Source organism: Phascolarctobacterium sp. Marseille-Q4147, from assembly GCF_017968825.1.
Classification (GTDB): Bacteria; Bacillota; Negativicutes; order Acidaminococcales; family Acidaminococcaceae; genus Phascolarctobacterium_A.
Genome location: NZ_CP072874.1, coordinates 850716 through 864437, shown reverse-complemented (window position 1 = coordinate 864437; position 13722 = coordinate 850716). Strand labels below are relative to the sequence as shown.

12 protein-coding genes are annotated in these 13722 nt (G+C 43.5%); all 12 read left to right on the top strand.

Annotation, left to right across the window (positions count from 1 at the left end; all coding sequences use genetic code 11):
• Window positions 1-100: 100 nt before the first annotated feature.
• A complete protein-coding gene (locus KAH19_RS04055) occupies window positions 101-4555 on the top strand; it encodes a hemagglutinin repeat-containing protein (protein ID WP_210685205.1) in 4455 nt (1484 codons plus the stop codon).
• The gene (locus tag KAH19_RS04050; protein ID WP_210685204.1) at window positions 4539-4904 is read left to right on the top strand and encodes a hypothetical protein; all 366 of its coding nucleotides are present in this window, start codon (window positions 4539-4541) and stop codon (window positions 4902-4904) included. Before KAH19_RS04055 ends, KAH19_RS04050 begins: the two co-directional genes overlap by 17 nt.
• A gap of 117 nt (window positions 4905-5021) precedes the next feature.
• Window positions 5022-6155, top strand: coding sequence for a hypothetical protein (locus KAH19_RS04045; protein WP_210685203.1), 1134 nt, complete (start codon window positions 5022-5024; stop codon window positions 6153-6155).
• An 8-nt stretch (window positions 6156-6163) separates the two neighbouring features.
• Window positions 6164-6613 (top strand): hypothetical protein, encoded by a 450-nt coding sequence (locus KAH19_RS04040; protein WP_210685202.1) that lies wholly within the window; start codon window positions 6164-6166, stop codon window positions 6611-6613.
• 19 nt (window positions 6614-6632) lie between these two features.
• Window positions 6633-7184, top strand: coding sequence for a hemagglutinin repeat-containing protein (locus KAH19_RS04035; protein WP_210685498.1), 552 nt, complete (start codon window positions 6633-6635; stop codon window positions 7182-7184).
• On the top strand, window positions 7159-7575 hold the full coding sequence (locus KAH19_RS04030) for a hypothetical protein (RefSeq protein ID WP_210685201.1): 417 nt from the start codon (window positions 7159-7161) through the stop codon (window positions 7573-7575). The genes KAH19_RS04035 and KAH19_RS04030 overlap by 26 nt, the downstream gene beginning before the upstream one ends.
• A 324-nt stretch (window positions 7576-7899) precedes the next feature.
• On the top strand, window positions 7900-9348 hold the full coding sequence (locus KAH19_RS04025) for an aminotransferase class I/II-fold pyridoxal phosphate-dependent enzyme (RefSeq protein ID WP_210685200.1): 1449 nt from the start codon (window positions 7900-7902) through the stop codon (window positions 9346-9348).
• Between the two features lie 9 nt (window positions 9349-9357).
• Window positions 9358-9993 (top strand): dTMP kinase, encoded by a 636-nt coding sequence (gene tmk / locus KAH19_RS04020; protein ID WP_210685199.1) that lies wholly within the window; start codon window positions 9358-9360, stop codon window positions 9991-9993.
• Between the two features lies 1 nt (window position 9994).
• Entirely contained in the window at window positions 9995-11020 is a 1026-nt protein-coding gene (locus KAH19_RS04015; protein ID WP_210685198.1) for a DNA polymerase III subunit delta', read from the top strand.
• A 6-nt stretch (window positions 11021-11026) separates the two neighbouring features.
• Window positions 11027-11869 carry a stage 0 sporulation family protein gene (locus KAH19_RS04010; protein ID WP_021720771.1) on the top strand — a complete coding sequence of 281 codons (843 nt, stop codon included), beginning with the start codon at window positions 11027-11029 and terminating at the stop codon, window positions 11867-11869.
• The gene (locus KAH19_RS04005) at window positions 11862-12590 is read left to right on the top strand and encodes a tRNA1(Val) (adenine(37)-N6)-methyltransferase (protein ID WP_210685197.1); all 729 of its coding nucleotides are present in this window, start codon (window positions 11862-11864) and stop codon (window positions 12588-12590) included. The genes KAH19_RS04010 and KAH19_RS04005 overlap by 8 nt, the downstream gene beginning before the upstream one ends.
• Window positions 12591-12738: 148 nt before the next feature.
• Window positions 12739-13707, top strand: coding sequence for a 3D domain-containing protein (locus KAH19_RS04000; RefSeq protein WP_210685196.1), 969 nt, complete (start codon window positions 12739-12741; stop codon window positions 13705-13707).
• Window positions 13708-13722 lie beyond the last annotated feature (15 nt).

Below are 13722 nucleotides of genomic sequence, written 5' to 3'. Positions count from 1 at the left end.
CGAAAAGCTTTACAAGGAAAAGCAGGATGTATCTACCAGCGTAGAAGGAAAGGCTGATGATAAGGCAGCAGCAGGCAAGGATAACCAAACAGGCGATAAAATGATGGATATTTCCAGTCTGCACATCAACAGCAAAATCTTTAAGCTGACGGATGATGCAACGGCGAAATACCTCATTGAGACAAACAAGAAGTTTGCTGATTATCACGAGTTCCTTTCCAGTGACTACCTTTTGGAGCGTGTAAAGGCAGATCCGGAAAAGGTTGGCAAACGACTTGGCGATGGTTATTTTGAACAGCAATTTGTTTTGCAGCAGATTGGTACGCTGACAGGAAAGAAATATCTTGGCGATTACGGCAGTGATATGGAGCAGTTTGCTGCTTTGATGAACGCAGGCGCAGTAGTTGCAGAGGAGATGAACCTTAAAGTGGGTGTTGCCTTGACTGCGGAGCAGATGGCAAGCCTGACCACAGATATTGTCTGGCTCGTGGAAGAAGTAGTAAACGGACAAAAGGTTCTTGTACCGGAGGTGTTCCTGGCACAGGTGCGCAGCGAAGATTTGCGTCCTGACGGTGCGCTCATCGTAGGCGGTGAGGTAGAGCTGTACTCCAAGCAGGATATCAAGAACATGGGTAACATCAGGAGCGATGGTACTGTAGCTTTGCGCGCAGAAAATGTGGACAACAAAGGCGATATTGCAGGCAAAAATTTAGCTGTTAAAGCAGAGAAAAATATTACCAACAGTGGCACCATGCGTGCAAAAGTGGATGCATTGCTGCAAGCGGGAAACATCACTAACGAAGCAGCAACGAGCGAAAAACAATATAAGGAACTGAACCAGAAAAAGATAGAAGCAACTGGTTCTATTAGTGCTGGGCAGAATCTGACGCTGGAGGCAGGCAAGAACATTACTAATAAGGGTGCAAATCTGACTGCAGGCAAGGATTTGACTTTGAGTGCTAACGATGTTGATATCGTAATGGTAGCAAATGAAAAGCACGTTGCCGTAGCTTATGGCAGTTCTTCAGCAGAAATTCATGACGTGCAGCACCAGCAGAGTGCGCTGAGCGGCGAGAACATCCGCCTGAATACGAAAAAGGACATCAGCATTGCTGGTGGTGTTTTGAGTGCGAAAAATGATGTTGCTTTAAATGCTAAAGGCGATGTAAACATAAACGCGGTGAAAGATTTGTACAGCGAGGAAAGCGAAGTAGGCAACCGTGGCGGCAGCTATTACAACCATAACAAGCAGGTGGATGAAGCTGTGAAAGGCACTACTATTGCGGCGAAGAACGATATCAGTATTGCGAGCGGCAACGATATAAATATTAAAGGCAGCAACGTAGCCAGTGAAGCAGGAAAAGCCGACCTGATTGCCGAAAATAATGTAAATATCGCTAATGAAACAGAATACCATGAGCGCCTGCACGAAGAGCACAACAAGGTCAGTGGACTGCTTTCGTCCAAAACAACGGATATTTATGATTACAGTAGGCAGAATACTGTTGTCAGCAGCAATGTTTCTGCCGGAGAGCTTGCGATTAGCAGTAAAAAAGATACGAATATTACAGGCAGCAATGTAGTTGCAGATAATGACGTAAGTGTAAAAGCTGGCGGCAATCTGAATATCGGCAGTGCGGAGCAGACAAGCGAAAGCGAATACAGAAAATCTGTAAAGAAAAGCGGTGTGTTTGCTGGCGGCGGTTTGGGCTTTACCATTGGCAACGAAAAGCAGAAGGACCAGTACGCTAATCAGAACGTTGAACAGGTGGGAAGCACAGTTGGTAGCGTTAAAGGCAGTGTGAAACTGGATGCAGATAAGGCTGCGAACGTTAAAGGCAGTACTGTTGTTGCGGGTAAGAATATAAATATAACTGGTGAAAATGTCAGCATTGAAAACAGCAACAGCATTTATAATGCGCAGGAGAAGCATGAGTTTAAAAGAACAGGACTGAGTGTTTCTGTGGGCGGTGAAGCAGTAAATAAGGTAAACGAAGTAGTTAACCATGTTGAGCGTGCCAATCAGGTAAATGATAAACGTTTGGCAGCGTTGCATGGTTATAAGGCCGTTGAGTCTGTAGAGAAAAATATAGGCATGATAAAAGATGCTGTGAAGAATCCATCACAAGGACTTTCACTTAACGTGAGTGTTGGCAGTAGCCAGAGCAGAAGCGAAAGCAAAAGTACAACCGTAGTAGCTAATGGCAGCGAAGTAAAGGCTGGTGGAGATGTTAGCATTGTTTCTACGAAGAAGGACATTAATATCATTGGCAGCAATGTTGAAGGCAAGAACGTTACCTTAAACGCTAAAGAAAACCTTAATATAACTGCGTCTAAAACAACCAACAAGCTGGAGCAGAATTCCAAGTCCAGCAGTGCAAGTGTTGGCGTAGGCTTTGACCTAGCAACAGGTCAGGTAAGCAGTGTAACCATCAGCGGAAGCAAGAGCAAAGGTGAAGTAGATGCCAATAGCACATCTTACAATGAAAGTACTGTAAAGGCGGATAAGAATCTTGACTTTACCAGTGGCAAAGACACCAACATTAAAGGTGGCGAGCTGAGTGGTGAAAAGGTTACTGGCAATGTAGGCAAAGACTTTAACATCGAAAGCAAGCAGGAGAAGAATTCTTACAAAGAGAAGAACTCTTCTGCTGGTTTTGGCGTTGGTGTTGATCTTAGTGGTAAGAATAAAAAAGATGGCATAGTAACCGCTGATAAAAAAGACAAGGTTAACAATGCCAATAAGACAGGTATATTTGGTAGTGCTATAAAGAGTAATGTTGACAGCAACTACAATAGCGTAACAGACCAAAGCGGTATTTACGCAGGCAAAGAAGGGTTTGATATTAACGTAGGTGAAAATACCGACCTCAAAGGCGGTATTATCTCCAGTGAAGCTGAAAAAGACAAAAATAAAATCTCCACAGGTACACTGACCTATGAAGATATTAAAAACAAAGCGGATTATAAAGCTGGAAGTATTGGTATCAATGTCGATACATCTAAGAATGCTAAGAAAAAAGATGCTGGTGTAACGCCTAACATTGGTGTAGGTGCTAAAGATAATGCTGAAAGCGTAACCAAGGCAACTGTTTCTGAAGGTGAAATCGAAATCAGGGATAAAGGGCACCAGAAGCAGGATCTTAAAGACCTGAATCGTGATACCCAAAACAGCCTTAATAAGCTTGCTGAAATTTTTGACAAGACGAAGGTCGAAGAACGCCAAGAACTGGCCGGACTTTTTGGAGAGATTGCTTATAAAGCAGTAGGCGATTTGGCTATAAAAAATGGCTGGCAAGAAGGCAGTGCAGAAAAGAACGCCCTTCATGCACTTGTGGGTGGTATCATGAGTGAACTTAATAACAGTGGATTCTTGGCAGGGGCGTCTGGTGCTATGATTAATGAAATGATTCAGGATAAATTAAGCGATATGTTCAAGGATAATCCTGCAATGCATCAATGGGCAAGTGCTCTTATTGGTGGCGTAGTAGCTCAGGTTGCAGCTGACAATGCGCAGGTGGGAGCATCTACTGCTTCTAGTGGTACGAAGAATAACTATTTGACGCATGAACAACAGAAAAAATATGAAGAAGAATTAGCTGCTATTGATAAAGATGATACGCTAACACCTGAACAAAAAGATAAAGCAAAAGAAAAAGTTGATTTTAAATATAGTGTCATTTCTGTACTACAAAACAGAGAATGGTATGAAAAGAATAAAGATAAACTTCAATTAACAGGAAAAGTTGGAGATTTAAACGAATATGAGATTTTCAAAGAAGTCGTTGGAGTTGACAAGAATGGCAATGATGTGGAATTAAGAGCTGATACAAAAGACTGGATGATAGGATATAGCAGAGATTTAGTAGAAGCTGTAGCGAATATAAAGCCTGGGGATAGAATAAAATTCTCTGATGGAAGTATATATTATGTTCAGCCTAATGGTGAGCTATATAAAGAAGACAGTATAGGAGCATTAATGCCATATAAGGAAATCTCCTTAGAAGATCACAATGTGATATCAAAAAGAGAATCGCTTTTGGGTAAAGATACTGTAATTAGTGATGATCACCATGAAAAAGCTGGCCAGTATGTTTATGATTTTGTAGATAATATTATGGAATCATATACAGGAGCAATGACTATTGTTTCTGCCTTTAGCAATAACAATAATAATATTATATTAGCAGCAGAACTTTGTACTGGTGTAATATTGCTTATACATGGAAGCAATGAATCAAGTTCCACATTCTCTAATATAAACCATGATTTAGTTGATAATGAGAAAATGGAATATAATGTTCTTAAAGATCTATTGGGCAATGATAGATATGATAACTTTGATAGTGTAGCCAAAGTAATAAGCTTGTATGGAGATTTAGATAAATTAGTTTTAGCTTCTAAGACAGGAAGGTTTAATAATATTAATTGGGAACACTTAGTAGGAGATGATGTTGAAAGAGAAAAATTGAAATCTACTTTAGAAGATTTAGGACTGGTTATGGATATAAAAACGGTGAATGATTTGCGAGGTAAAGATGCAGAAGATAAATAAAATAAATTATATAGTATATTATTGTATATTTTATATATTATATATTATCATTCCAACTATGAAAGATGGTACTAGTTTGGAAACATGGGAGGCATATTTTCCTGTAAAACTATCACCTGCCTTTTTAGCATTGCTTTGGGAAGAATTACATAGAGATGTAAAAGAAATGTTATTCTACAGAAAAAGAGGTGATTTTGCTAAGCTACGTTCATTGAAAAAAATATATAAAAGAAGAATTTTCATAATTCTGGTCTTTCCTTCAATATTACTTGCTTTTATTTTACCTTACTTTTTTATATTAATAAAAAAAATAAGTGGCATAAAATTATTTTTCTTGATATGTAACTAAGAAGGCAATAGCAATTGCTTGGTTCTCAAAAATTAAAATAAGATATTTCTACAATATATATTTATCTTCCGTTGTTTTGAAATAATATAATAAAATCAGACAAGGAAATAGATAGGATTGTTGCAATCTTTTGATTTGGTTGGTGAGCTGGCGGATAATGAGATTCACTACATGGATGGCAGCAACGAACAGAAAGCTCTTTATCATGCAGTTGTTGGTGGAATTATGAGTAAGCTTACTGGGGGAGATTTTCTTGCTGGTGCAACTGCTGCTGGAATAAACAAGCTAGTTATTGAAGAAGTTAAAAAAGCGGCTAATTATGATCCTGATAAAATGCAATGGGTAAGTGCAGCATTAGGAGCAGTTGTGGCTGAATTTGTATCTGGTAATCCCCAAGCAGGTGGAAGTGTTGCTGCAAGTGGGACGAAGAACAATGCGGTAGCAGATATAATATTTAATCCTAAACGTGTATTAAATGGATATGGAGAAGGATTAAAAGATAGAGGTGTTGAAGAAATAGAAGATATATCTGCTATTGTTTCAGATCCTCTTGGTACTCTTAATGAAATGTATCAATTCTTGCAAGCTTTATATGAAGAACCTAGTTTAGCGAATGAAATAAAAGAGCAATTTGTAGATGTATTCAACGAGAGGTTGGATAAATTTGAAAATGGTACAGCAGAAGAAACAGGTTACGAGTTAGGTCGTATTAGTGTTGATATAGCTTCTTTATGTGTTGCTTCTGGGAGTAGCAAAATATTAACTAAATTTCCTAGAGTAGGCAAGATTGTTTCTAGTTTAGAAAAGTACACAGCTAAGAGTATATCGACTACTAAATTAACTAATGATATAATTTATGTAGGAGATAACCTGTGGACTAAGGGGGCGTTTAAAAGAGGACAAATTATAGATAAGGCACTGGGCAACAATTTAGGCTACAATTTTCCTGTTGTTGATAAATTAAATGATAGAACTATTACTAGTATAAAAAGTATGGACTTAACATTACCTACTTATCAAACTGGTAAAGGCATTTATAATACTTTGGTGAAAAATATTGATGCATTAGATAAGTTCACATATAAATCATGGAACAGAAAATTTATTGGCTTAAATGATTATGACTCCAAAGAACTAGAGATAGCAATTTCAAAAACGATAATTTCTAAAGAACAGAAATATGGTATTGATAGAGCTATACAATATGCAGGAAACAAAGGCATAAAGGTGAAAATTACTATTATAGAGTAGGTGATTATATGAGAGGACTAGTTAATTTATTCGTTGATAAGCAAACAGAAAAAATTTCTATTTTAGTATATCATGTTACTACGATTGGCTTTTATGAGAGTATGGGATATATGAAAGAAATAGACAGTTTAGATAATTTAAAAAACTCTGTTGATCAATATTTAAATTACAGTATATCTAAATATAAAGATGATAATATTGAAGATGTAGATCCTTTTAAAAAAACGAAGTACAAAACATGGAATAAGTTCTTTTCAAATAATTATCTTATAGAAGTGTCATATGATATGAAAGTGAAAGTATATGAAATCAGATTGCCAGAAAGGGAAAAGAAAACCAAGTCTTTTGGAAATACTATAGTTGGTTTTGATTTCAAATTCACTAAGGAGGAATATAACGAAAAATTTGATGATATAATAAGATACATATTAGACAATATAAGAACTAAACAAGAGTAAAAAACTTGCTGAGTACAATATTAAAGGCAGCAATGTAGCCAGTGAAGCAGGAAAAGCCGACCTGATTGCCGAAAATAATATAAATATCGCTAATGCAACAGAATACCACGAGCGCCTGCATGAAGAGCATAATAAGGTCAGTGGATTGCTTTCATCCAAAACAACGGATATTTATGATTACAGTAAACAGAATACTGTTGTCGGCAGCAATGTTTCTGCCGGAGAAATTGCAATTAGCAGTAAAAAAGATACGAACATTACAGGCAGCAACGTAGTTGCAGATAATGACGTAAACGTAAAAACCGGCGGCAATCTGAATATCGGCAGTGCGGAGCAGACAAGCGAAAGCGAATACATTAAATCTGTAAAGAAGAGCGGTATTTTCGCTGGCGGTGGTTTGGGCTTTACCATTGGCAAGGAAAAGCAGAAGGACCAGTACGCCAACCAGAACACTGAGCAGGTGGGAAGCACAGTTGGCAGTGTTAAAGGCAGCAGTGTTGTCGCGGGTAAAGGATGTTACCTTAAACACTATGGAGAAAAGTATATTGGCAATATTAAAGACTATAGATAAAAGAAAGATCTGTGTAATAGTTGTACTGTTAATTGTATGTGTTATATTAGGCAATCAATTCATGAAAAGTGCTGATGAACAGGAACTAAGAAATGAGGCCATCAATATTATTTATAAGTCTGGCTTTTCGACTGTAATTTACGATATGCATAGAGATTCACATTATTGGTATACAGTTCAAGTTCCGACCAGTCAGAGTTGTCGGCTAATAAATTATTACAATAGTTCTTTACAAAATATGGGGTGGATAGAAGATAGAGGTTCATATAGCAAAGATGTTAAAATTTTTTTAAAAACTAAAAATAACGTAAAGGCATCCGTAGTATTAAAGATTGTGAAAAAGAGTGATGAGCAGACGTTGTGGAGAATTGATATCAACTCGTGGAACTAATATAAAGTATACACACTTTTATACACTTTGTACTTATTATTGGTATGCCTGATTATCGGCTATATTGCAATAAGCTTTTAATATAGCTGTTTAATATAATTATTCTTCAAAATTAGATTAGCTCAACTAAAGCGTAAGTAATGGACTCATATAATAACTCAGAGAGGTCTTGTGATGTACGGGCCTCTCCTTTTTTGTGCCCAAGCATGCGTTTAAAGAATAAATTTACGCTGTTAGCAGCTGAAATGCTATATCTGCAGTGCTAAATATGTTAAAATATAATGATGTACTAAATTAGTTTAGCTTTGCCGGAGGGAGCAAATAATGAAAGATAAAATTAGCATGCCTTTAATAGAGGCGATGCTGCAATATAAAAGTGAGGACGTCTATCCTCTGCATACTCCCGGACATAAGGGAGGACGCGGCATGCAGCGCTTGCTGCGTCAGGAGCTGGGTGCCAGCGTGCAGATGGATGTGTCACTGATGAGCGAGCTGGATGATATCCACGAGCCGGAAACCTATATTAAAGAAGCGCAGGAGCTGGCGGCGCAGACCTACGGCAGTGATGCCTGCTTTTGGGCAGTCAACGGCACAAGTCAGGCAATTCATGCTATGCTGCTGACGGCGCTGAACCCTGGCGAAAAGCTGCTGTTGCCGCGCAATGCGCACCGCAGTGTCGCCGGCGGACTTGTTTTGGGTGGTATAGAGGCAGTTTATCTGCAGCCGGAGTATCAGCCGGAATTCGGCATTCAGATGCAGGTCACGGTGCAGCAGATAGAGGCGGCGCTGGCGCAGGACAGCAAAATTAAAGCGGTGCTGCTGACAAGCCCTAATTATTACGGTGTGGCGGTAGATGTGCGGGCGATTGCCGACTGCTGCCATGCGCATAATGCAGTATTGCTGGTAGATGAGGCGCATGGACCGCATCTGGGCTTCAGTGAGCTTTTGCCGCCGTCCGCTCTGCAGTGCGGCGCTGATGCCTGCGCTCAGAGTACGCATAAAATTTTGGGCGCGATGACGCAGTGCAGCATGCTGCATGTGCAGGGAGCACGTCTTGATTTGCAGCGTGCGGCGGATGTGATGAGCCTTTTGACGACGACGAGTCCCAACTATCTGCTGATGGCATCGCTGGATGCCGCCAGAGCACAGGTGCAGGCCTACGGCGGAGAGATGGCAGCGGCTGCTGTACAGGCTGCCGCCAAGCTGCGCAGACTGTGTGCTTCTTATAGCGGTTTGCGTGTGATGGAAGCAGCAGATTGCGGCGGACTGCAGTTGGATAGCACGAAGGTGACAGTGAATTTTGCAGCCTGGGGCTATACCGGCGTAGAGGTCGGGGAGCTTTTCCGTGAGGCAAGAGTTGCTGTTGAGCTTGTAGATGCCTATAATGTACTCTTTCTGGTGACCTATGCAGATGTTACTACGGATTATGACGAGGCATTGGCAAGGATTGCTGCCGTACTGGATAAAATGCAGGCGCAGAAGCGTGCGCCGCTGCAGCTTGCTGCGGCAGCGCAGGTTCCGCAGACGCAGGCAATACTGCCTTTGCGCGACGTATTTTATCGTGCGAAAAAAGCGGTACCTTTGGCGCAGGCTGCAGGCAAAATCTGCGGCGAGCAGGTGAGCTTTTATCCGCCGGGAATACCGGTGCTGCTGCCGGGCGAGCTGGTAACGGAAGAGATTATTGCCTACTGCAGGGCGCAGAAGGAGCTTGGACTGCCGGTGAGCGGTCCTGCGGACAGCAGCTTAAAAACGATACGTGTTATTGCGGATTGAGGTAAAAAAATGCGAGGATTTTTTATTACATTCGAAGGAATAGACGGAGCGGGTAAAACTACCCAGCAGCATTTGGCAGCGCAGGCCTTGCGCGAACAGGGTTATGATGTACTGGAAAGCCGCGAGCCGGGCGGTACACAGCTGGCAGAAAAGGTGCGTGCTTTGGTGCTGGACCCGGAGCTGCCGCTGACAACAGCAACGCAGACGCTGCTGTATCTGGCAGCACGCAGCGAGCATGTCGACAAGCTGCTGCGTCCGGCGGTGGAAGCAGGCAAGATAATTATCTGTGACCGCTTCAATGATTCAACGCTGGTTTATCAGGGACTGGCGCAGGGCAAGGCTCCGGAGGAGATTGCACAGCTGCGCCGGCTGGGAGCCTTTGCTACCGGTGGCTTGGAGCCTGATTTGACGCTTGTTTTTGATGCCGACCCGGCAGAATTATTGGCACGTCGGCAACAGCGCGGTGTGCAGGACCGTTATGAGCAGCAGGGGCTGGAATTTCAGCAGCGCCTGCGTGCAGGCTTTCTGCAGCTTGCTGAGGCTGAGCCACAGCGCCTGCAGGTGATTGATGCCTTAGGCAGTCAGCAGGAGGTTACTGCGAAGGTGCTGCAGGCAATCGGCAGAGTAATCAGCGGAGAGAAATAAAATGTGGGAGCATATTATCGGCCACACAGAACAAAAAAAGTTTCTGCAGAACTATCTGCAGGCCAAGGAGCGTCCGCATGCATTGCTGTTCAGCGGTGCTGCCGGCTTGGGCAAGCGCACGCTGGCTCTGGAATTTGCCAAGGCGCTATTATGCTTTAAGCATAACGGTACAGACGGCTGTGAAGCCTGCAGGCTGATGAATCTGCAGGACGGCAATCTGAGCCATCCCGATTTTGTGCTGGTACAGCACGAATGGGATGATAAAAAGGACCGTTTAAGAGATACGATTATCATAGACCAGATTAGGGAGCTGACGGCCAAGACAGCGTTGGCACCGGTAATGTCACCGACACGGGTGTGCCTGGTGGAGGATGCGGATACCATGGTTCCCGCCGCAGCCAATGCTTTTTTGAAGCTGCTGGAGGAGCCTCCGGCCGGCTGGGTGATTATTTTGCTGGCAGCCAATGTCAACAAGTTGCTGCCGACTATTATGTCGCGTGTGGTACAGCTGCGCTTTCAGCCAATCGAGCCGCAGCTTGTGGAGCGGGAGCTGCAGGCAAGGCAGATAGAGCCTGCCAAGGCCGCAGTATTGGCCCGTATCAGCGAAGGCTCCATCGGCTTGGCGCTGAATTTAGCTGCAGCCAAGGGACAGCTGGATGTATTTGAATGCCGTAAGCAGGCGGCAGCCTTTTTGGAGGCTTTGCCCTTGGCGATGCCGATGAATTATCTGGCCGGCCGCAGCTGGCTGGACAAAAAGCTGCAGCGTGAGCAGGCGTTGCTGCTTGTGCAGCTGTGGCAGCTGCTGTTGCGCGATTTAATGATGTGCAAATTGCAGCTTTATGATAGAATATATAATATAGATTTACTGGATGAACTTAAAAGCCAGAGCAGCGGTTGGCAGCTGTCGGCGCTGAAGCAGGCTTTAGTGATTGTACAGGAAGCATATGACGCATTGGTGAGCAGTGTCGGTATGAAAACGGCATTGGAAACCATGGCGCTTAAAATAGATAAAATTTATAAGGAGTGATATTTTATGCCGACAGTAGTAGGCATTCGCTTTAAAAAAGCGTGCAAGATATATTATTTTGACCCGGCGGAAACAGGTGTAGCAAAGGGTGATTTTGCTATCGTGGAAACAGCGCGCGGTGTGGAATACGGCGAGGTTGTTATCGGACCGCGTGAGGTAGAAGACAAGCAGATTGTTTCCCCGCTCAAGCCGGTTATGCGTAAAGCAACAGCCGATGATGATATGAAGCTGGCAGAAAACAAAATCCGTGAAAAGGAAGCGTTCAATATCTGCTTGCGCAAAATCAAAAATCATGGTCTGCCGATGCGTCTGATTGACGTAGAGTTTACCTTTGATGTGAATAAGATTATTTTCTACTTCACTGCTGACGGACGCATTGACTTCCGTGAGCTGGTTAAGGATCTGGCGGCTGTTTTCCGTACCCGTATCGAGCTGCGCCAGATTGGTGTGCGTGATGAAGCCAAGATGCTGGGCGGTATCGGCAGCTGCGGACGTCCGCTGTGCTGTGCAACCTTCTTAGGCGATTTTGAGCCTGTTTCTATCCGCATGGCCAAGGACCAGAGCCTGTCCCTGAACCCGACAAAAATTTCCGGCATCTGCGGACGTCTGATGTGCTGCCTGAAGTATGAAAACCATATGTACTGCAAGCACGGCTGCAACGGCTGCGGTCGTCGCGAGCGCATTGAAATTCCCAAGATGGGCAGCAAGGTAGTGACTACTATGGGCGAAGGCAAGGTAGTAGGCATTAACCGAAAGGAGCGTACCGCTGCTGTACAGCTTTCTCCGGATAATACTATTCAGGTGGAGTGGGAAGAGCTTGTAGATGCTTCCCAGGCTGACAATGTCTGAGCAGGAAAACAGCCTGCGCTGTGACTATGTGCCGGGCTGCGGCTATAAAATCTGGCAGGACGCCAAGGATTTCTGCTATACTACGGATGCCGTGTTTTTAGGCAACTTTCCGCATGTTGTGCGTAAGGCTAAGGTGCTGGAGCTGGGCTGTGGTACCGGTGCCATTAGTATGCTGCTGGAAAGCAGAGGCGCCGCAGAGGTGACTGCGCTGGACTGCAATCCGCAGGTAACAAAGCTGGTACGCCAAAGCGTTGCGGATAATTCCCTGCAGGATAAGTTTACTGTTATAGACGGTGATTTGCGCAATTACAAGCAGCTGCTGCAGCCGGAGAGCATGGATTTGGTGGCTGCCAATCCGCCCTACCGCAATAGCGGCAACGTGCGCCAGGTAGGCACTGCTGCCTGCCACGAGGTTACCTCAACGCTGGAAGATTTTTTCCGGGCGGCGGCTTTTGCTGTGCGCTATCGCGGACGCTTTGCTTTGGTGCAGCTGCCGGAGCGCTTTGCCGAAAGCATGCAGCTGGCGCTGAAATATGGTCTGCAGCCGAAGCGTCTGCAATGGGTGCATTCCAAGATTGATAAGCCTGCCTGGATTTTCCTGATGGAAATGCAGAAGGGTGGAAGCTACGGCTTGGATGTTCTGCCTCCGCTGATTATGTATAATCAGGATGGCAGCTATACGGAGCAGGTGAAAAAATTCTATGAGCCTGCTGTTAAATAATCTCAATGGACGGGAAAATATTAGACTCTAAGTAGTCTATATGCTAACAAATTATACATTTTAGATACGCGAAAATGCTGTAAATGTCACGGATTTGACGCTTCCTGCTGTTTTATGTTAAAATAATTACCGGATTAAGGAGGTTTTTATGATTAAGCATATATGCAGATTACATTTAAATTGTTTATTATCTGCCGTTATCCTTATGCTGATGGTACCTTTCCTGACAGGTTTTGATATTTCACAGCAGGTGACGATTATTTGTGACGGCCAGACTAAGGAGCTGCGTACTAATGCAGTTAAGCCAGGCAAAATTTTGCAGGAGGCCGGCATTGTCCTGGAGAAGGGCGATGGCTGGAAGCTGCAGAATACCAAAAGGGTACAGAACGGCAGTGTGATTGAGGTACTGCGCGGCAAGCCCTTTACTGTTATCCGTGGTAATGAAACGGTAGAATACAAAAGCTGTAAGCCGACTGTAGGCGAGGCGCTGAAGGATTTGGGCATTTCCTATAAAAAGGAGCGTGTTTATCCGGATGTGCATGAGCCGTTTAAGGAAGGCATGCAGGTTTATATTTTGAATGCCGATGAGGAGCTGCAATTCAGTGAAGCGAGTGTAGATATTCCGGTGAAGTATGAGGACGATTACAGTCTGAACTTCGGTACGGAAAAGATACACGTTGAAGGCAAGGTCGGTACAGCGAAGGTTGTTTCCAAAAAGGTAAAGAACAGTGACGGCAGCCATTCCGTACATGAGCTGACACGTCATGTGCTTATTGAGCCGGAAACAAAGGTTATCCGCAAGGGTATGGCCATGAGCGTCTATACTCCTGAGGGCTATAAGCGCTATACGAAAAAAATCAGTGTGCATGCCTCTGCTTATGTAGCAACAGGCAACCGTACTTCTATCGGTCTGGTGCCGTATGAAGGCATTGTGGCTGTTGACCCGCGCTTTATTCCGTATTATACAAAAATGTATATCCCCGGTTATGGTATCGCTATGGCCGGTGATACCGGTGGCGATATGGTTCACCACAGAGTAGATTTGTTCTTTAATGATTATCATCGTGCTATCCAGTGGGGCAGACGCGATGTGGATATTTATATTTTAGCTGATTAAGGTGGAATTTATCTG